The sequence below is a fragment of the Streptomyces cavernae genome, assembly GCF_004023625.1.
In the GTDB taxonomy this organism is placed as follows: Bacteria; Actinomycetota; Actinomycetes; order Streptomycetales; family Streptomycetaceae; genus Streptomyces; species Streptomyces cavernae.
The window spans coordinates 325810-346593 of the sequence record NZ_RPDJ01000002.1; the positions used below are offsets into that span (position 1 = coordinate 325810).

Below are 20784 nucleotides of genomic sequence, written 5' to 3' on the forward strand. Positions count from 1 at the left end.
ATGACCCGCACACCCCTGCGCCGCTTCGCCGACTACGCCGTCCTGAGCGTGCTGGCATTCATCTTCGTCCTGCCCGTCCTGTACCTGATCCTGGGAAGTTTCAAGCCCTCCGACCAGGTCCTCAGCGGCCTGACCGGCTTCCTGCCCACCCACCTGTCCTTCGACAACTACACCTCTGTCCTGGACAGCTTCGACTCCGAAGCCACCGGATACTTCTGGCGTTTCATGGGCATCTCGGTGCTCCTGTCCACCGTCGTCGTCCTCGGCGGGCTGATCATCAACTCCATGGCCGCCTACGGCCTGACCCGGCTGAAATGGCGCGGCCAGAAGGCCGTCTTCACGGTCGTCCTGCTGCTGATGCTGGTGCCGTTCGAAGCGGTCGCGGTTCCGCTCTTCTACATGTTCAACGATCAGCGCAACACCATCTACATCCAGGCCATCCCCTTCATTGCCAACGCCTTCTCCCTTTACCAGTTCGCGACCTTCTTCCGCGCGATCCCCTCCAGCATCGAGGAAGCCGCCCGCATCGACGGCGCCGGCCCCTGGCGCACCTTCTTCGCGATCATCGTCCCCATGAGCAAGCCGGCATTCGCCTCGGTCGCGATCCTGACCTTCCTCACCCAGTGGGGCTCCTACCTCTGGCCCGTCCTGATGGTGTCCGACCCCTCGGTGCGCCCGCTGCCCCTGGAGATGGGCGTCTTCTCTGTCCAGCAGCCCGTCGACTGGGGCCAGATCCTCGCCTTCGGTGTCCTCCTCGTCCTGCCCGTCCTGATCGTCTTCGCGTTCTTCCAGCGGTGGTTCATCCAGGGCGTCGCCAGCTCCGCAGTCAAGGGTTGAAGCTCGCGTCCCTTCCGGTGGCCGGGGGAGTTGGGCAGACTGGCCAGGCTCTCGAACACCGTTTGGCCATGAGGCTCCGCCACGACCTACCAGGGCGGACCTCGGCACGTTGGAAGGGGAATCCGCTGTGCTCGAGTTCGGGTCCCGTGCTGAGCTGCGACGACTGCGCAGCGCGCTCGGCCCATTCCCCAGGTGCGACGGATTCGGGACGCGTTCGGGACACAAGGACAGGAACTGACTGACAAGAGCTGAGAAGCTCCGACAATGCTCGTCCCTTCTGACCAGCGAAAACGTCAAGGATGAGCACGGATCGGCAAGGACCGCCAAGATCCTCAAAGGACTCATAATCCGTCGCCGTGGGTTCGAGTCCCACCCGCCCCACCAGGCAGGTCTGTGACCTGCGGAAACGTTCTTCGTGGAGCGTCGAAACGCCAACTCGGGCTGAACGGACTGAATCCGCTGCTCGCGAGTTCGACGGCGTTGCGGTCAGCGGCGGCTGGAACCGCCCTGACCTGCACGAACGTATCGGCCAACGGTATGGGCAAGCTGCCGTAGGTGGCCTGTACGAGCGGCTGGACGCTGAATTCGGGACGCTGGCAGGACGCGGGGAATCGGAAGTGGTTGCCTCTGCATCCTGGCAACGCTGCCTTGTGGAGACAGACGCATGGCTGTTCGCCGAGCCTGGCTGTAACTTCGCGGCATTGGGCGATCACCAGCCGGGTCCATGTGACGATGATTGCTAGTTGACATCGGGCGACGTTCGTGGGAGCTGCGCAGATGCCAACCGACTTCAGCGGCCGGAAGCGCAGAATCAGGGAGATGGTTGGCACTTTGGTACAGCGCAGGTCACGGTACCTGTGGCGACCGCGCCTCCGACATCGTTGTCGAAAGCGCGGCCTGCCCGAGGCGCGGCCCTACGGGATGCAGCACGTCCCGAGGGGACACCGGACGCCGGGGAGTGTGGCCGGTCTACGGCGTGTAGTGGGCGTCACTGCCGTACAGCTCCCTGGTGAACGCGGAGACATCGGCGCTGCGATCGGCGCTGTCGAGGTTGTACGTCAGATAGACGCCGTACCCCTCACGGACCGTGCGGCGGGCCAGGTTGGCGACCGTGCTTTGCGAGGTCCGGCCGATCTCGACGGCCGCCGGCGACAGCTTCGACTTGGGCAGTGCGATGCCGGGGACCTGCCAGGAGCCGTAGTACGGGTTCCAGGCGTAGTCGAACTTGGACGAGACGTCGACGCCGCCGTAGGAAAGGCGCGACGCGGCCGGTCCGATGTTGTAGAGGCTGATGATCTTGCCCGGCATGTTGGCGCGCAGTGCCGACACCAGGTAGACGAACGAGCTGGCGTTGGGCTGGCCAGTGCCGTTGTTGCCGTACTCGGCGTACTCGTCGTCGAAGTCGATGCCGTCGAGGTCGTACTTGGCCACGGTGTCCGACAGTCGTTTCGCGAACGTCGAAGCCGCCTGCTGGGACGGGAAGTTGGCGAAGCCCGCGCCCTGGTGGTTGCCGAGCACCGAGAGGACGACCTTGATGCCCTTCTGCTGCAACGGCCGTATCTGCGTGGCAGCGTTGTCGAGGACGCGTTGCACGTTCTCGTTGAAATACAGGGTCGCCGCCTTCGTGCCCGTGTCGTAGTTGATGTTCGCCGCGAAGATCACGGCGACGTCGAAGACGTTGCCGCCGCCGTTGGCGAGGGTGTACTTGCCGACGTTCAGCATGCTGTTGTTGTTCACCTCGACGTATGCCACCGAGGTTGGTCCCTGTTTCGCGGGAGCGGGGGCCGCTGCCGCGCCGGTCGTGGCGGTCGCGCCTAAGGTGAGGGCCGTAATGGCCGAGAGCGCGAGCGCGGCCGTCCGTATTCTGCTCCGCACCGGAGTGAACATCGTTGATCGGTCTCCCATCGCATGGAGCGGCGCCCGACCTGTTCGCGAGCGCCGAGAAAGCCCCCCGGATCCTTCCGTTCCCGTGACCGAATCCCCAGAACCACGCGGGAACTCTTGACGACTCCCACGCACGCACGTCGCACAGCAACCTTGGGCCCCGGCAGGGGAGTTACCAGAACACTGCGCTGCCGCGCCGGGCGGAAGAACCAGGCATGCACGCCGCGGATCCGCAGCACTGGAGCAGACGGTCAGCGGCTCCTCTTCAGCAAACCTCAGGTTCCGCTCCTCGCGGATCGAACGTCTGACCGGTGTCAGCCGTCCCTCTTTTGTGCCAACCAAGAATCCTCGTCACAGTCCAGCGGTCCGCCGCCTGCGGGGCTCCGCAACCGCGGCTTCGTCCAACGCAGGGAACGCGTTCCTGATTCCGGGCCGCCACGCTATTCCAGCGCCACGTTGCCAACCCGGTCACGCGCCACCCCCCACTCCAGACGGTCCTGGAGACGACCGGCCGCACCTCCGTCCTTCCCCGTCGCAGGGCGGCTGCCGGATCGGCGAATCCTTCTGGCTGGTCTCCGTGAGCGGAGCTAGGTTGCGCGGGACCGGGGCTTGACCGTCAGGAACCCTCCCAGCCGGTCAGGTGGGCTTCCGCCGACCTGCGGAAGGCCGCGGCCAGGCGGCTGCGTTCCTGGCGTCGGGTCGCCAGGACGACCTGGAGGGGGTCGATGCCCTCGACCGGGACCGCGGTGAGGTCGGGGCGCAGTCTGCCTTGGACGCTGGCCGGTGCGAAGGACACGGCCTGACCTCCGGCGATCAGTTCCAGCTTGTCCTCCATGGCCTGGATGAGAGGGCCGTCGGGTGCCCGGCGGCCGTCGGGCCGCGGGTCGACGCGCCAGTAGGCGTTGAAGTCCGCGTCGGAGAACTTGGGCATGGGCTCGTCGGCGATGTCGTCGAGCGTGACGGACTCCTTGCCGGCCAGACGGTGGTCGACGGGCACCAGCAGCACCCGGGGTTCGTCGTAGAGGACCGCGACGTGCAACTGGCCTGTCGGGAACGGCAGTCGGGTCACCACCGCGTCCACCCGGTGCTCAAGCAGGGCCGGGCGGGCATCACTCCAGGCCAGGTGCAGGGTCCCTACGTCGGAGTCAGGGTACCCGTGGCGCATCTGCCGTACCGCCGGGGTGACGATGAGGTTCCCGGTGTACCCGATGGTGATCCGGCTGGCCTGGGCGGCGGCACGCGTGACTGCCGCAGCCTGTGCGGCCGACCGCAGCAGTGCCCTGGCCCGCGGCAGGAAGGCCTCTCCCGCTTCGGTGAGCCTGCTGCCCTGCGGGGTGCGGTCGAGGAGGCGCGCGCCCAACTGCTGTTCCAGGCGGTGGATCTGGCGGCTCAGGGAAGGCTGCGCGATGTGGAGGGCGGCGGCGGCTCGACCGAAGTGCAGATGGTCGGCGACGACCGTGAAGTACCGAACGAGGCGCAGGTCCAGGTCCACGTCGAGGTCCAGGGAGTCGGGCATGGTCCGACGGTAACGCACTGTGACCCGCAGCCATGCCTGATACGTATTGCCCATTGCGGAACAGGTCTTGGACGCGGAGCGCCGTCACCGAGCACCGTGGAGTCACCACCCCCTTCGTCCCTCCGAGGTGATTCTTCATGCGTGTCTTCGTCACCGGCGCAAGCGGATTCGTCGGCAGCGCCGTCGTCCGTGAACTGCTCGACCACGGCCACCACGTGACCGGTCTGGTCCGCTCGGACACGGCCGCGGCCGCGCTGACCGCTGCCGGGGCCGAGGTGCACCGGGGCGCTCTCGACGACCTCGACAGCCTGCGCAAGGGAGCCGCTGCGGCGGACGGCGTGATTCACACCGCCTACATCCACGACTTCTCCGACATTGCGGCCGCCGCCCGCACCGACCGACGCGCGATCGAGACACTGGGAGCGGCGCTCGAAGGGTCCGGCCGGCCCCTCGTGATCACATCCGGCCTGGGCGGGCTCGCGCCGGGGCGGCTCAGCACGGAAGAGGACAGAGGCGATCCGTCGGCGCCCGCGTCGCATCGCCTCCCGGCAGAAGCACTTGCGCTGTCGATGGCCTCGCGCGGCGTGCGTGCGTCCGTCGTCCGGCTCGCGGCGTCGGTGCATGACGCAGGCGACCATGGCTTCGTCCCGCGGCTCATCGAGATCGCCCGGGCGAAGGGAGTTTCGGCCTACCCCGGCGACGGTTCGAACCGCTGGCCCGCCGTGCACCGCCTCGATGCCGCGGAGCTCTACCGGCTGGTGCTGGAGGAGGGGCCGGCCGATTCCATATTCCACGGGGTCGCCGACCAGGGGGTGCCGGTGCGCGAGATCGCCGCTGTCATCAGCCGGCGCCTGAATCTGCCGGTGGTCGCACTGCCCGCCGAGGAGGCCGTCGACCACTTCGGCTGGCTGGGGGGCTTCGTCTCACTGGACATCCCCGCGTCGAGCGCACTGACGCAGGAGCGGCTGGGTTGGCGTCCCACCAGGCCCGGGCTCCTCGCGGACCTGGACCAGGACCATTACTTCGGTGGGTGACGGGACGTCGGCCGCGGGACTGTAAATCGCTCGTCTGACAGACCCGGGCTTGGCACATGGCAGGGCCCGCGCTGGTGATCTACGCGGGCTCCGCTCTTCTCCACCTCGTCCTGCTGGCGATCATGACCCCGGCCGGCGGCCCCGGCCTCCACGCCAAGCTGCTCTCCTGGGATGGCCTGCTCTACACGGACATCGCCCAGAACGGCTACCCCGACAGCTTCTCCCACACCCCCAGCGGACAGCTGACCGGCAACAACCTGGCCTTCTTCCCCGCCTACCCGGCCCTGATCCGCACCGTTCACGCCCTGACCGGACTCGACTACGGCACCGCCGCGATCACCGCCGCCCACCTGGCGCTGATCTCCGCACTCATCGCCGTCCACGAGCTCCTGAGCCGGCTCTACGACCGCCGCACCGCCGGCATCGCGACCATCCTGCTGGCCGGCGCCCAGCCCATGGCGCTGGTCTTCCTCATGGCCTACAGCGAGTCCTTGTTCCTGGCCCTGGCCGCCGCCACCCTCGTGGCCGCCCACCGCAAGGCCTGGCTCACCGCCGGCTTCCTCGCCCTGCTCACCGGCCTGACCCGTCCCGCCGCCGTAGCCGTGGTCGCAGCCCTGGCCACTGCCGTCGCGCTCCACCTGATACGCGAACGCCGCCTGACCTGGCGCCCGATCACCGCCATCGCCCTGGCCTGCACCGCAACCCCCGCTCACCTCTGGTGGGTGGGTCAACGCCTCCACCAGCCAGATGCCTGGTTCACCATCCAACAAGCCGGCTGGGGCACCCACTGGGACAACGGCCGTGCCTTCATCGACTTCCTCGGCTACGCGCTCACCCGCGCCGACGGCTGGGTCCTCACCAGCACCGCCGTCCTGCTCCTGGCCCTCATCGCCGCCACTGTCATCGCCTGGCAGCGCACCACCTGGCCGCCGCTCCTGGTCTACGGCACCGCCATCCTCATCCTCACCCTCGGGCAGAGCAACTACTACCACTCCAAACTGCGCCTGGTGACCCCCGTCGTGATCTTCGGCGTCCCGCTCGCCCGCACCCTCGTCCGCGCGCGCCCACGTACAGCGGCCATCGTCCTGTCCGCCGCCTCGCTATTCGGCTGCTGGTACGGCGCGTACATGCTCACCACCTGGCACTACGCCATCTGACGGCAACCCACCCGCCCTCGAACAGAGCCCGGCGACGGGGACGGTCCCGGTTGCCAACCCATACCATGGCCCCTTTTGGCAAGAGCCCGATCGACTACGAGCACGAGTACTGGGCCGGCCTCACCGTGGGGCTGGCTGCATAGGAAGGACTCCACAGTTCGAGGGGATTGACAGGTCACGGAGCAGCCCCAACCGCATGACCGTCATCACCAAAGCCGTCCTCACCCTGGAGTGGCAACACTGAAAACGCTCACTGATCCGTGCGGTGCAAGAAAAAGTCTGGGCGCGGTGTCAACCGAGTCCAGATCCCGCGACGTATAGCTCATGCAACGTGACCACCATCGGGGAGCCCATGACCGTCGAGGAGTTCGAGGAGTTCTACATGCATTCTCGGCAGTCCCTGGTGGGGCAGCTGTACCTGATGACCGGTGACCTCCACGAGGCACAGGACGTTGTGCAGGAGGCATTCGTGCGCGCCTGGGTCAGGCGTGGGCGACTCGACCGGGACGCCGGGCCAGAGGCGTGGATCCGGACCGTCGCCTGGCGGCTCGCTGTCAGCAGGTGGCGCAGGCGGGGCAGGTCCCTGGATGCCTGGCGGCGCCATGCGGGCGGGGAGGCGGGCAGCGCCGCAGGCCCCGATCCCGGCACGGTCGCTTTGGTGGCCGCACTGCGGCAGTTATCCGAACGACAGCGCCGGATCGCCGTCCTGTACTACGTCTGCGACCTCACCGTCGAGCAGGTCGCCGCCGAGGTCGGCATTGCGACCGGCACGGTCAAGGCCTATCTCTCTCGGGCACGCGCCGCCCTTGCTTCCCCTCTGTCCGATGCCGAGTTCAAGGAGGATTACGGTGTCTGAGCCCAGCGAGCCCCGCGACCCGGGCCAGGACTTAGCCTTGGCTCCGGCCCTCAAACGGGCCGCCGACGTCCGCGGTCGGCTGGTGCCCGTGCCGGTCGCCCGCATCAAGGCCCTCGGCATCCGTCGCCGACGCCGGGTCCTGGCCACCGCTGCCGCCTGCGTGGTGTGCGTGCTGGGCGGGGGCGGCGCCCTGGCCGCCGCACAGCTCGAGCCGGACCCACGCCCCGGCGCTCCGGTGGTCGAGCCCACACCGACACCCAGCTGTCTCACAGCCTCTCCGCCTGATTCACCCATGCCGGGTTTATCCAATTCGCCGACTTCCTCTGCGGTGAAACCCCCCGTCGGCTCCGGTCCCACGGCCAGCGCGGATTCCACACGACCAGCGTCGAGCAACACGACGTCCACCTCGGTCACCATCAGACGGCTCTCAGGGTCGGCGACGAACGGGCCGTCCGCGGACAACTGTGACAGCGCCGCCACCGCCCCGGACGTCAGCTCTTCACCGCCGGGCGCCGCGAAGTCCACGGCAGCGGTCATACCGCCTCCCGGCTCGTAAGGACACCACCCCCTGTGCCCAAGACTCCGCAGGACGCGCCGCCTTCGCCATTGCCCGAGCTCCCCATACCGGCGCCGGTCACGTCACCCCCGCGTGACCGGCGCCCCCACCCGCCCGGCCGACGCGACCCCTGCCTCCTGGCAGCCGCCCTTTTCGCCGCGTACACGACCCTGTCCGCCGCCCGGTACCGACATCTGGCCACCCGATCCTGGGACCTCGGCATCTTCGAGCAGGCGGTCCGCTCCTACGCCCATCTGCAAGCGCCAGTCGTCGATCTGAAGGGGCCGGGATTCAACGTCCTGGGCGACCATTTCAGCCCGATCCTCGCTCTTCTCGCCCCTGTCTACCGGCTCTTCCCCTCCCCTCTCACCCTGCTCATCGCCCAGGCCGCCCTCTTCGCGGTGTCGACCGTGCCCGTGACCCGTGCGGCGGCCGGTCTGCTGGGCCGTCGGTGTGGCCTCGCGCTCGGGATCGCGTACGGCCTGTCCTGGGGTATTCAACGGGCCGTGGACTTCGATTTCCACGAGATCTGCTTCGCGGTACCCCTGATCGCATTCAGCCTGGAGGCGGTGCTGGCCCGCCGGTGGCGATCCGCGCTGCTGTGGGCGCTGCCCCTGATGCTGATCAAGGAGGACCTGGGTCTGACGGTGGCGGCCATCGCCTTGTTGGTCGCGCTGCGGTCCCGCCGCTCCTCGCCGCGCACGGTCCTCTATGCCCTTGCCTTGGCAGCCCTCGGCGTCGCTGCCACTCTCGTCACCCTCACAGTCGTCATCCCGGCGTTCAACACGACCGGCGGCTACGACTACTGGAGCAAGGTCGACAGCGACTTCTCCCCCTTCGACGGGGCGGACGTCAAACTCCGCACCATCCTGTGGCTGTTGCTTCCGACCAGCGGTCTGCTGGCCCTGCGTTCACCGCTGCTCGTCGTCACCCTGCCCACCCTGGGCTGGCGCCTCCTCTCCTCCGACGACCACTACTGGGGTACTGACTGGCACTACAGCGCGGTCCTGATGCCGGTCGTCTCGCTGGCCCTCGTCGACGCGATCGTCCACACACGCGTGAGCTCACGGCCGTCGCTGCGTTCGTATGCGCACCATCTGCCCGCCACCGTCGCCGGGGCCGCGCTGGCTCTCACTACCACACTCCCGCTGTCCGCGCTGACACTGCCCACCACCTATGACACGCCCGACTCCGTTGTCCACATCGAACGTGCCCTGGACCGGATTCCGGACGGTGCGACGGTCGAGGCCGGCATCGGGCCCAGCAGCCGCCTCACCTCCCGCTGCCGCGTCTTCTGGATCGGCAACACCCAAGGCGTCACCCCCGACTACATAGTCCTGGACAGCACCAGCAAGTGGATCGACGCCCCGCAGAGGTACGCCCGCCAACTCCACCCGGACACCCGCTACACCATTGCCGACGCCGCCTACGGCTACGTCGTCCTCAGACGTGGCACGTGATCGCCAAGCGCACGCGGCGTCGGGACGACGTAGCAGCCCACCCGGACCGACGCCGCCTACGAGTCGGCGTAGAAGGCGGGCGCCGATCACAGGTTGTCGGTCACCAGAGCGAAGGCCCTCTTGCCGACGGCGGCCGGTCCGAGGTGGGTGAAGGTCAAGTCTTCGAAGACGTGGCAGGAGACGGGGACTCCCACCTCCTGCCGGGCACCGAAGCCGGCCATCCGAGAAGCCGCAAGCCTCTCCCGTGTGGCGGGGATCATCTAACCTGCGGACCGCTTCGGGCGTCTCAGAAGTGTTCCGTGACCGCGTTTCTGTCAGTCCATCAAGGAGACCGAATGCTGAGACTTCGACGGCGACATGCCACCACACCAGCAGTGAGTCCTCGCATGCCGCAGCGTCAGCAGGCCCGAGGAGATCGCCTGTTACCCCACTTGCGCACGGCTCGGCAGCAGGGCGGGGCACCGCGCCGGCTGCTGGCGGTCGCGGCCGGTGTGCTGCTCATGGCCGTCACTGCGAAGCCGGCTGTCGCATCGTCCGATCCCCTGGCATGGGCACCGTGTGCCGACCGCCCTGAATTTGAATGCGGCACTCTGACCAGGCCAATCGACCCCGACCGCCCAGGCGGTGACACATTCCCCATGGCCGTGGCCCGCCACCGTGCGACCGATCCCGACCGCCGCATCGGTGTGCTGGTGCTCAACCCGGGCGGCCCTGGCCTATCTGGCGTCAACTTCACGTTCGGCGCACAATCCTATTTCAGCCCAGAAGTGCTGGAGCGTTTCGACATCGTCGGTTTCGACCCGCGGGGCGTCGGACTCAGTCAACCGGTGCGCTGCTCCTCGGAACTGTACTTCGGCGGACCCACGACACATCCCGCCGACCAGGCCGGATTCGAGAGGCTGCGCGAGCACAGTCGGCAACTGCGCGAGGACTGTGCCCGGCGCTCCGGGCCGATCATGGACCACGTCTCCACCGACGACGTCGTGCGCGACATCGACGCCCTGCGCCAGGCGCTGGGAGAGCGGAAGATCAGCTACTACGGGCTGTCCTACGGCACGGTCATCGGCCAGCGCTACGCCGAACGCTACGGCGACAACGTGCGCGCGACGCTGCTGGATTCGGTGGTGGACCGGGGCCTGAACGCCCGGGACTATGTGGCGGCATCCGCCCGAGCCGCCAGGGACGTGTTGGAGGAGTGGGTGCGGTGGAACGCCCGCACCCCTTCCTCACCGCTGCACGGGCAGAACGTCGAAGCCCTGTGGGACGGCCTGATGGCCAGGGCGGCCCGGGGCGAGCTCGTAGATCCGGGCGCTCCGGACAGCCGGATCACCACGTACGACCTCAGCGACTACCTGACCGCAGCGGCCTACGGTCCGGACTGGGCCGACGTCAGCTCGTGGGTACTGTCACTGCACGAGGGCAATGTCACCACGCCGCAGGCCGCACGTTCGGACGTCCCGGATGACACCCCGCTGTACGCCACCGCGTTCACGGCCGCCTCCTGTGCCGATCTGAGCTTCCGCGTGCGCACCTTCGCCGAGTACGAGGCGCTGACGCGGGTGGAGAAACAGATTTCCCCCCGCACCGTCGGCTCAGCCCGCGGCAACGCGGCGCTGACCAACTGCCTCGGCAGCCCCGAAGCCGTTAACCCGCAACGGCCCGGCACCATGCGCACACAAGTGCCCGCCCTGCTCCTCAACAGCAGGCACGACCCCGCAACCTCGCACGAGAACGCCACCGCCGTGCAGCGCCAGCAGGGCAAGGCGGCCGTGCTCGTGACCTACGAGGGGTCCGGGCACGGCGCGTACGACCGCAGCGACTGCACCCGACAGGTCAGCGACAACTACCTGCTGAAGCTGACCGTGCCACGCAACGGGCTCTCGTGCCCTTCAGCAGACCAGTGACGCCCACACCTGCACGGCGCCCGTTGCCGACGGCGCAGGGGAAATGGATGTGGGTAGTCCGAGGCGGAGCAAAAGTATTGACTGCGGTGCGTGCCGCAGGCTTTGCCCCCATCGCATGGAGCAGGTTCAGATTTGACCGCCATATCACCCGCGAGCTGTGGCGGTATCAACTCGACGTCGCAACCCGCGAGCGCATCGATGTGATGGACATGATCATGCCGGCGGGTGAATCCCTGTACATCTTTCTTCGCGACACGGTCGCGTCCGAGTCGGGGGCACCATCCACGACCAGACTGGGCGACTTGAAGGGGCCGACCCACCCTCAGCACCGGAAAGCACATCACCTGAGGTGGATCGCGGGAGCGACCCAGGCCTCGGTGCTCACCTACATTCACGTCGCGGACGAACCCGCGGACATACTCAGGGAGTTGGGCGTCCTCTTCGACGGACCGGAGCGCAAGCGCCTGCTGGGTGCCCTCGACAGTCATCAGGACGTCACGCATCAGGTGCTGGGGGCCTTGTACGCCTCTCCCCAGAGTTCGAAGCCGACGGTGCCCGCCGTGGTGTCGGCGAGCCAGGCGCGGAAGGCGTCCACGTCGGCGTCGGGCAGCCCGATCCCGATCGTGACGGCCTCCCCGTACCGCACGGCGCGGACCTCGCGTCCGGTGGCGCGCAGGTCACTGGACCTTGCCGGCCCGCTGGTGGTCGACGGTGACGGTGGCCAGCCGGAAGCGCCGACGGGTGCGGGTGCCGAGGGACCAACACCTCGCCGACCGCGCCTCCGTACGCCCTGATGAGCGCCCCGGCGCCGAGTTCCACGCCGCCGTAGTAGCGGGTGACGACGCGGCGACGCAGCGCATGTCGCGGCGCAGCAGCATCTGGTGCATGGGGACGCCGGCGGTGCCGCCGGGCTCGCCGTCGTCGCTCGCCTTCTGCACGGCGGCGTCGCCGCCGATGACTTAGGCGTAGCAGTTGTGGGTGGCGTCAGCGTGCTCCCGGCGGACGGCCGCGACGAAGTCCTGGGCCTCCCGCTCGGTGGCGGCCGGGGCGAGCGCACAGGAAGCGGGAGCGGTTGACCTCGGTGTCGTGGACGCCCGCGCGGGCGACGGTGCGGTCTCGTCCTGCATCCGGCCAGCCTAATCCGGGGTGTAGGCGGCTCGGTCTGGTCCCCACAAGGGGCCGACGGACGGCGGAACGCCTTCGGTCCTCTTGGTCCTGCTGTCGGGCCCTGTGGTGCCTGTGACCGTTGGAACCCGTGGCTCCGTTCTGCTTTTGCCACGTGCAAGGTGCAGGTCCTTCTTTGCATGTCACGGGTGTGCGCCAGAGCGGACGCTCGCGCTTCGGGGGTTGTTCGAATAAGTGCCTCATAGGTTGGAGGAGTTTTGCGCGCTAACAGGAATAGGGCAGGCGCGGCCATGGTGGCCGCTCTGCTGACGGCCGGGCTTTTATCGGGTGCCACCGTGAGCACCGCGGCGGCCTCGGGGAGCGGCGGGACCGCGGCGGGGACGTCAGGGGCGGTGGCAGGGCAGGCGCGGACGAGCGTCTCAGTGGTAACGCTGATCACCGGTGACCGGGTCCACGTCGACGGCCGGGGCCAGGTGACGCGGGTGCAGCCCGCGGAGGGCCGCACTGGCGTCGGGATGCGGGTCAACCGTGTCGCCGGGCAGGTGTATGTGCTGCCGGACGACGCCGCGCGCCTGGTTGCCGAGAAGAGGGTGGACCGGCGGCTGTTCAACGTCACGGGCCTGCTGAAGGCTCGGTACGACGACGCGCACCGGGCGTCGCTGCCGATCATCGTGTCGTATGGGAAGAACGCAGGGCGCAGGGCGGAGGCGAAGTCGGCCATCGCCGAGGCGGACATCTCGGTGCGGCGGAGCCTGCCCACGCTGCGTGGTGAGGCGTTGACGGCGCCCAAGGACGACATGCCGGAGGTCTGGGAGGCGCTGACCGCCGGGGGTGACTCGCGGACCGGGGGCCGGGAGACCGCCGCGGGGATCGAGCGGGTCTGGCTGGACGGCAAGCGGAAGGCCATGCTGTACAAGAGCGTGCCGCAGATCGGCGCGCCGGCCGCGTGGCAGGCGGGGTACGACGGCAAGGGCATGAAGGTCGCCGTCCTCGACACCGGGGTCGACGCGGAGCACCCCGACCTCAAGGGCCTCGCCGTCGAGAGCAAGGACTTCTCCGGCTCCGGCAGCACCCTCGACAACCAGGGTCACGGTACGCATGTCGCCTCGACGGTGGCGGGTTCCGGGGCGAAGTCGGGCGGCACGTACAAGGGCGTCGCGCCCGGCGCGACGATCATCAGCGCGAAGGTGCTGGACGACTCCGGGTTCGGTCAGGACTCCGGGATCGTCGAGGGCATGCAGTGGGCCGCCGACCAGGGCGCGAAGATCGCGAACATGAGCCTCGGCGACGTCGACACCCCGGAGGTGGACCCGCTGGAGATGGCGGTCGAGAGGATCTCCGCGGAGAAGAACGTCCTCTTCGTCATCGCCGCGGGCAACGCCGGACCGACCCCGGATACCATCGGCTCGCCCGGCAGCGCTCCCTCCGCCCTGACCGTGGGCGCCGTCGACAGCAAGGACGGGATCGCCGACTTCTCCAGTGTGGGCCCGGCGGCGGACGGTTCGCTGAAGCCGGATCTCACCGCGCCGGGTGTGGACATCGTCGCGGCGAGGTCCACGACCGGCCGGCTTTCCTCGCGCGGGGCGCCGGACGGTTACCTCGCCCTGTCCGGTACGTCGATGGCGACTCCGCATGTCGCGGGTGCCGCGGCGATCCTGGCGCAGGAGCACCCGGACTGGAGCGGGCAGCGCATCAAGCAGGCGCTGACAGCTTCGGCCAAGCCGTCCGCCGGGCTGACCGTGTACCAACAGGGCACCGGCCGTGCCGACCTGGCGAAGGCGGTCGGGCAGACCGTCGTCAGCGAGCAGACCTCGGTGAACTTCGGCCTCCAGCAGTGGCCGCACACCGACGACAAGCCGGTAACCAAGCAGATCACCTACCGCAACACCGGCACCAAGGCGGTCACCCTCGACCTGTCGCTGGAGACCACCGGTCCCGACGGCAAGGGGGCTCCCGGCGGGTTCTTCACCCTGGACGACCGGCAGATCACCGTCCCGGCCGGCGGCACGGCGAGCGTCCCCCTCGCCGCGGACACCAGCGTCGGCAGCACGGACGGCGGCTTCACCGGCGCGGTCGTCGCCAGGGCAACCGACGGCGGCCAGAGCGTCCGTACGACCTTCGGTGCCGTCCGTGAGATCGAGTCCTACGACATCACCCTCAAGTTCATCGACACCGAGGGCAAGCCCTCCGCGTCGGACGCCGTGATCTTCGGCCACGATGTCGACTTCTGGAAGGGCGCGGCCGACAGGGACGGCGACGGGGTCGCCAAGATCCGGGTGCCCAAGGGCACGTACACCCTCGACACCGTGATCCGGACCCCCAGGGCGAACGCCGAGCCGGACAAGGCCCTTATGGTCCAGCCGAAGCTGGTGCTCACCGAGAACACCACGGTCACCTTCGACGCCCGCAAGGCGAAGCCGGTCAGCATCACCGTGCCCGGGTCCGCGAAGCTCGTCGGCGGGCTCTCGAGCTGGAGCATGAGGGCCACCCCCTCCCCGTCCTCGCGCACCACGGGCAGGGTGGTTCCCATGTTCCCCGAGTACTGGGAGAACGCCCGTTTCGGCCAGGTCGGCGCACCGGTTCCGGCGGAAATGTTCAACGCGCAGGTCGGCGGTCTCTGGCAGAAGGGCAGCACCACCTACAGCGCGATGTACAACCGCACCGGTTCGTTCTACACCGGGTTCACCCACAAGGCCGCCGAGAGCGAATTCGCCCTGGTGAACCTCAAGCTCGGCACCTCCGCCAAGAACCGCAAGGCCACGTTCGTGCCTTTCTGGGCAACGGACGCGGGAGAGCTCGGTGCGAGCACCGAGCCGTTCGCCGTGCCCGTCGTCGCGAAGGCCTATGTCTCCTCGCCCCAGGGCCTCGGCTTGAGGTTCAGTGCCCAGCTCGACGAGGAGGAGGGGTTCACCGAGGTTACGCAGGAGGGTGCGGAGCCGAAGACCTACGAGGCGGGGAAGACGTACACGGAGACGTTCAACGTCGGTGTGCTCAGCCCACGGGTAACTCCGCTGGACGAAAACGAGCGGATCGGTGACGAAATGATCTTCTGCATGGGTGAGTTCTCCGACAGTGCCAGTCACTTCGGCAGGTCGCCGGCCGCCACGCAGCGGTCCACGCTCACCGTCGACGGCAAGAAGGTCATCGACGAGGAGGGCAGGCTGTGCCTTCTCGCCGACGGCCTTCCCGCCGAGTCCGCCAAGTTCAAGGTCAGCACGGACGCGACACGTTCCGCGTCGGTCGCGGGTGTCTCCACCCTGGTCGCGGCGTCCTGGACGTTCACGTCAAAGACGGTCACGGGCACCAAGCCCGCCAAGCTGCCGCTCTCCGTGGTCGCCTTCAACCCGGAGCTGGATCTGACGAGCACCGCGAAGGCGGGCAAGAAGCTCACCGTCCCGCTCTCCATTCAGGGTCCGGCAGCGAAGAACTTCAAGTCCCTGATCGTGCAGGTCTCTTACGACGGTGGCAAGAAGTGGGCCGAGACCGAGGTCACCACGGAGAACGGTAAGCGCACCATCTCGCTGCACCACCCGAAGGAGGCCAAGTCGGTCTCCTTCAAGGCGAAGCTCACGGACAAGAGCGGCAACACGTACGACGTCACCATCGAGAAGGCGTACCTGCTCAAGTAACGCCTGCTCCGCGGAACGCCTCTGCAGAGCGGAATGCCTGCTCCGCTCAGCCAGCCGGTGAGCCGGTCGGGCGGCCACGCGCCCGGGGACCCCCCAAGTCCTCGGGCGCGTTGGGCATTTCAGCGGGAGCGACGAAGGCGAACCGGGCGCCGCGGGCAAAGGCGGCCGCCCCACTCAGGACCACCGACCCTGTCCGGGGGAGTCCGGTCAGGTCGAGGCATCTTTCCATGGACGTGTGTTCGCCGCGGACTGGTCGAGCATGCTGGTGTAGTTGAGCACGTCCGAGGGGTTGGTCGTCACGTCGGCGGCCGTGCGGCACGACCGGGTGCAGGACCAACCGAGGGGGCCAACGCCTTCCGCGCCGACGCGACGCAGGCCTCGCCCGCAGAAGCGCACCCACTGTGGCCCCGAGAACATCAGTAACAACGTGTGAACCTCTTATTAACTGACGTCGCGTTAGGTAGGACCGTGCTTCCCCACGTCCCGGGAGGGGGCGTCGACGTTCATGGGAGCGCTCCCATCAGGGAGCTGCTGGAAGGAGTCTTGTGGCTACGAGCACACGAACCCTGCGACGGAGGCTGGCGATACCCTTGCTGGCCCTCGTCCTGGCCGGAAGCGGCACGGTCGCCACTCGGGGTACGGCAACGGCGGCACCCGCCGAGCCGGACACCTCGGCAGGCAGCGGTGTCAGCTCTGGACTGAGACCCGAAGGAGATCGGGTCGACCTGACCGGGGGCGCCGGCCGGTTCAGACCGGGCCAGACCGGTAAGTCCGAGGCAGAGCAGAAGCAAACGCCCACCGGCCGCACTCCGTACATTGTGGAGCTCGCCGAGGATCCGGTGACGACGTACACGGGCAAGGTCTCGGGGCTGGCCCGGACCCGCCCGGCCCCGGGCGAGCAGCTGGAACCGCAGTCGGGGGCGGCGAAGGCGTACCGGAAGCACCTGGGTACCCAGCGGACGGCCGTGGCCAAGGCAGCCGGCATTACGGTCAACGAGGTCTACACCACGGCCTTCAACGGATTCTCCGCCACGCTGACTTCCACTCAGGTCAAGGCACTGAAGGCGGACAAGCGGGTCCGCTCGGTCACTGAGTCCCAGATGGTCAGTCTCAGCCAGGCGTCCCTTGGTGACACCACGCCGCAGCCGACGACTGGCACAGCAACAGGCACAGCCGGAACAGCCACGACTGCGGCATCGGTAACCGGGCCCCAGGCGACCAGAGCGCGGAAGTCCACCGCGCGGAAGTCCACCGCGCGGAAGCCGGGCAGAAGCACCGGCGCCGGGACCGTGATCGGCGTCCTGGACACCGGCATCTGGCCGGAAAGCCCGTCGTTCGCCCGGAAGATGTCTGACCCGGCGGGCTGGCACGGCACCTGCCAGACCGGCTACAAATTCGCCGCCGAGCACTGCAACGGCAAGATCGTCGGCGCCCGGTACTTCGCCGACACGGTCCTCGCGGCCAATGGCGCGCTGCCCGAGGGCGAGGTGCTCTCCCCCCGGGACATGGTCGGGCACGGTTCGCACACGGCGTCCACCGCCGCCGGCCTGCCCGTCGACGACGTCACCATCTCGGGGCGGAACTTCGGTTCGATCTCCGGTGTGGCCCCGGACGCGCAGATCGCCGTCTACAAGGTCCTCTGGGGCGGCATGGGGTACGACGCCGACATCATCGCGGGCATCGACGCGGCGGTCGCCGACGGCGTACAGGTGCTGAACTACTCGATCGGGACGGTGTTAGGGGACACCGAGCCGAACACGCCGATCGGCAACGCCTTCCTCAACGCCACGGTGGCCGGAGTCTTCGTCACGGCCGCGGCCGGCAACACCGGCTTCAGCAGCGCGGTCAGCAACACGCAGCCGTGGGTCACCACGGTCGGCGCGGCGGTGACCAAGGTCAACGCGGGAACGGTCCGGCTCGGCGACGGCACCTCGATCACCGGCGCCTCCCTGGACGTGCTCCCCGGCGGCCGATCCCTGCCGCTGGTCTTCGGCGAGCAGGCCGGCACGTTGGACAAGGGCTCGGCATACTGCTTGCCCGGCAGTCTGGACCCGGCGAAGGTGAAGGGCAAGGTGGTCGCCTGCGCCCTCGACAACCCGTACAACGCGGTGAACGAGCTCAAAGCCAAGGGCGCCGCGGCCATGGTCCTCTTCGACCCGAACGGCAACTTCAGGGTCAGCAGCATCTACGACTTCCCGGTGCTCTACCTGAACACCAAGGAGCAGGCCGGCAAGATCTTCAACTACCTGATGAGGCACCCGGCCGACGGCACCGCACGACTCACCTCGAGCAGCGACGGCTCCAATGCGCCGAGCGTCGCGGACTACTCTTCGACGGGGCCGGACAAGATGCACTTCGGGCTCATGAAGCCCGACCTGGTCGCCCCCGGCAGCGACATTATCGCGGCCGTCTCCCCGCCGGGGAACTTCGGCCGGCAGTACGACGCGTACTCGGGGACCTCGATGGCAGCCCCGCACGTGGCCGGTGAGGCCGCGATCCTGCGGGCCGAGCATCCCGACTGGTCGCCCGGCGCGGTTGCCTCGGCGTTGCACACCACCGCCGACACCGTGGGCAACACCAGCCCGCTGGCCCAGGGCAGCGGGCTGTCGTCGCTGGAGCGGGCCGCCGATCCGGGGCTAATCATCGAGCCGGACGTCAAGAGCCTGATCGCCTTCAGTGAGGTGGCTCAGCCCGACGGCCGCGAGCTGAACCTGCCGTCGATCGCGCTGCGCGAGTACGACGGGACCAAGCCGGTGGTGTTGACCCGCAAGCTGACCAACGTCGGCAGCAAGCGGGAGACGTACCGTGCCTCGACCAGGGGGCTGGAGGGCATGCAGGTCAGCGTCTCACCAGCAGTGGTGACGGTGGCACCGGGCAAGACCGCCTCGGTCACCATCACCCTGCGGCGCGGCATCGCACCGTGGGACCGCTACGTCACCGGCGCGATCACCTGGCGCAGCGCCGCCCATCAGGTACGGATTCCGGTTGCCGCGCGCCCGTGGGGCATCACGCCCCGGCAGTACGACGACAACCTGGAGGAGTTCGGCCGGCTCGCGGACGGCGCCTACGGCGTGATCGAGCCGGGCTTCACCGGCCCGGTTTCCGGCCGGTCGACCGGCTACGCCCCCTTACGGTGGGAGTCGTACTCGATGCCGACCGGGGTCCGCGGCGGGGTCTTCGACCGGAAGGCCCTCGGGGTGCGGGCGCACTCCTTCAAGGTGCCGGCGGGCAGCGCCGGAATCGTCGTGAAGACCGAAACCGACGACCCGGACACCAACCTCGACCTCTGGTTGTACAAGGGCGACAAGCTGGTGTACCGAAGCGCCGCCAGCTGGAGCAGCTCCGAGCAGGCCTGGGTCTTCATGCCGGAAGCGGGCATCTACACGGCGTATGTCTTCGCACAGGACTCCGGCCGCCCGGTCGTCGACTACCGACTCGGCCACGTCGTCCTCAGCCGTAACGGCCACTACAAGCCGGCGACGCTGGCACTGCCGACCGCAGTGGAGCGTGGCACGACACCGCCGTACAAACTGCGGCCGGACGCTCCGCTGAAGCCGGACCTCGAGTACTGGGCGTACACCGAGTTGCGCACCAAGGGGCAGGTGGTCCCTGGCCAGTTGGTGTCCACGACCCAGGACTCCTGGCAGTGACGCGGTAACCCCCGGGGGCCACGGCTACCCGAGTGGCCGGTGGGGCGGGGCCGAGCGGCTCCCGCCCCACAACCGGCTCGGACTACGGACAGCAAACCGCGAAGCAGCCGAGTAATACTCGACCCATCACAGATGACTGATCCAGCGATCGTTGCGATCGGTGGCCGTATTCAATGTTGGCGATGTATCTTGGATGCATACATTATGGATGTTGGAGGGTGTCCGGTGTCCGTCACGCAGATTGATCTCGACGACGAGGCGCTGGCCGAGGCCATGCGGCTCATGGGTGCCACGACGAAGAAGGAGACCGTCAACGCGGCTCTTCGGGACTACGTGGCGCGGATCAAGAGGCTCGAGGCCGCGGAGAAGCTGGCCGCGCGAGGTTCGCGTGGCGAGTTCGAGCAGGCCGCAGCGGTGCATGACGCCCAGAAGCGTGCGCGACGCGAGGCCTTCGAGTGATCACGTATCTCGTGGACACCTCGGCTCTGTGGCACCTGTTCCGCACCCCAGGTGCGCTGCGCCCCTGGGAGGGACACATCGCCGCCGGGGTATTCCACCTCTGCGAGCCGACACGTACCGAATTCCTCTACTCGGCGACCAGCCCGTCTCACCGAGATGAGCTGGCAGAGGAACTGGACGCGCTCTGCCTGCTCTCTCCGGTTCCGAAGAACGCATGGCGGTGGGTCGACACCGCTCAGTACAAACTGACCCAGCGCGGCCAGCATCGGGCGGCGGGAGCAATAGATCTGTTGGTGTGTGCGACAGCTGTGCACCATGGGCACACCGTCCTCCACGTGGACAATGACTTCGGGACGGTGGCCGGAGTCCTCAAGGAAGTTCAGCAGCGAGACGCACGAGCCTGATCGCCTGAGGAAGGGCCCACGTGCGTCGGTCCTTTGACCTCTCAGCCCTACCTGATTCTGCTGGCGGGTATGCGAGTCGAGGAATGGCGGCGACCGGGGCTGTAACGGCCCAGCGGGACAGCGGTGTGGGTGGTGTCCGGTCCTCAGGGCGGCCACCTCAGCGGCGAGAGTCGCGCCACCGATCGCGATGTCACCCTCCCCGGCTCGGCTCGCAGCCGCTCGATCTCCTCCGCCCGGCCTCCGGAGGCCGGGCGGGCATTCCCCTGCACCGCCGCTGCCAGCGGCGGAACAGTCCGTAGAGCGTCTGCCAGGG

The 20784-nt window shown here is 68.3% G+C and carries 13 protein-coding genes and 2 pseudogenes; 10 read left to right on the plus strand and 5 right to left on the minus strand.

The window, feature by feature from the left end:
- Complete coding sequence (locus tag EF387_RS13880) at nt 1-837, plus strand: carbohydrate ABC transporter permease (protein WP_128376830.1); 837 nt, start codon at nt 1-3, stop codon at nt 835-837.
- Between the two features lie 969 nt (nt 838-1806).
- On the opposite strand, the gene EF387_RS13885 is transcribed toward EF387_RS13880, so the two are convergent.
- Entirely contained in the window at nt 1807-2724 is a 918-nt protein-coding gene (locus EF387_RS13885) for an endo-beta-N-acetylglucosaminidase H (RefSeq protein WP_128376831.1), read from the minus strand.
- 613 nt (nt 2725-3337) lie between these two features.
- Complete coding sequence (locus EF387_RS13895) at nt 3338-4237, minus strand: LysR family transcriptional regulator (protein WP_128376832.1); 900 nt, start codon at nt 4235-4237, stop codon at nt 3338-3340.
- 137 nt (nt 4238-4374) lie between these two features.
- On the opposite strand from EF387_RS13895, the gene EF387_RS13900 reads away from it, so the two are divergent.
- The 4 genes from EF387_RS13900 (at nt 4375) to EF387_RS13915 (ending at nt 9300) form a co-directional block, all read left to right on the plus strand.
- Nucleotides 4375-5271 carry an SDR family oxidoreductase gene (locus tag EF387_RS13900; RefSeq protein ID WP_128376833.1) on the plus strand — a complete coding sequence of 299 codons (897 nt, stop codon included), beginning with the start codon at nt 4375-4377 and terminating at the stop codon, nt 5269-5271.
- 56 nt (nt 5272-5327) lie between these two features.
- On the plus strand, nt 5328-6428 hold the full coding sequence (locus EF387_RS13905; protein ID WP_238431499.1) for a hypothetical protein: 1101 nt from the start codon (nt 5328-5330) through the stop codon (nt 6426-6428).
- A 352-nt stretch (nt 6429-6780) separates the two neighbouring features.
- Nucleotides 6781-7284 carry a SigE family RNA polymerase sigma factor gene (locus tag EF387_RS13910; protein WP_128376966.1) on the plus strand — a complete coding sequence of 168 codons (504 nt, stop codon included), beginning with the start codon at nt 6781-6783 and terminating at the stop codon, nt 7282-7284.
- Nucleotides 7285-7854: 570 nt separating this feature from the next.
- Nucleotides 7855-9300 (plus strand): DUF2079 domain-containing protein, encoded by a 1446-nt coding sequence (locus EF387_RS13915; protein WP_202918248.1) that lies wholly within the window; start codon nt 7855-7857, stop codon nt 9298-9300.
- A gap of 86 nt (nt 9301-9386) precedes the next feature.
- Here EF387_RS13915 and EF387_RS49425 read toward each other — a convergent pair whose 3' ends face one another.
- Entirely contained in the window at nt 9387-9521 is a 135-nt protein-coding gene (locus EF387_RS49425) for a hypothetical protein (RefSeq protein WP_274388942.1), read from the minus strand.
- A 417-nt stretch (nt 9522-9938) separates the two neighbouring features.
- Between EF387_RS49425 and EF387_RS13920 the strand changes: the two genes are divergently transcribed.
- Complete coding sequence (locus EF387_RS13920) at nt 9939-11204, plus strand: alpha/beta fold hydrolase (protein WP_162467131.1); 1266 nt, start codon at nt 9939-9941, stop codon at nt 11202-11204.
- 502 nt (nt 11205-11706) lie between these two features.
- Here the strand turns inward: EF387_RS13920 and EF387_RS13925 are convergent.
- A pseudogene (locus EF387_RS13925) lies at nt 11707-12331 on the minus strand (IMPACT family protein).
- Nucleotides 12332-12751: 420 nt separating this feature from the next.
- Between EF387_RS13925 and EF387_RS13930 the strand changes: the two are divergent.
- The 4 genes from EF387_RS13930 to EF387_RS13950 all read left to right on the plus strand — a co-directional run bounded on the left by EF387_RS13930 (nt 12752) and on the right by EF387_RS13950 (nt 20471).
- Nucleotides 12752-15958, plus strand: coding sequence for a S8 family peptidase (locus EF387_RS13930; RefSeq protein ID WP_238431500.1), 3207 nt, complete (start codon nt 12752-12754; stop codon nt 15956-15958).
- A gap of 545 nt (nt 15959-16503) precedes the next feature.
- On the plus strand, nt 16504-19608 hold the full coding sequence (locus tag EF387_RS13940) for a S8 family peptidase (protein WP_128376837.1): 3105 nt from the start codon (nt 16504-16506) through the stop codon (nt 19606-19608).
- 225 nt (nt 19609-19833) lie between these two features.
- Nucleotides 19834-20067, plus strand: coding sequence for a type II toxin-antitoxin system VapB family antitoxin (locus EF387_RS13945; RefSeq protein WP_128376838.1), 234 nt, complete (start codon nt 19834-19836; stop codon nt 20065-20067).
- Nucleotides 20064-20471: a PIN domain nuclease gene (locus EF387_RS13950; RefSeq protein WP_128376839.1), complete on the plus strand. Its 408-nt coding sequence runs from the start codon at nt 20064-20066 to the stop codon at nt 20469-20471. Before EF387_RS13945 ends, EF387_RS13950 begins: the two co-directional genes overlap by 4 nt.
- 144 nt (nt 20472-20615) lie before the next feature.
- Here the strand turns inward: EF387_RS13950 and EF387_RS48310 are convergent.
- Nucleotides 20616-20746 (minus strand): annotated as a pseudogene (locus EF387_RS48310) (dihydrofolate reductase family protein); the annotation flags it as partial.
- Nucleotides 20747-20784: the final 38 nt, after the last annotated feature.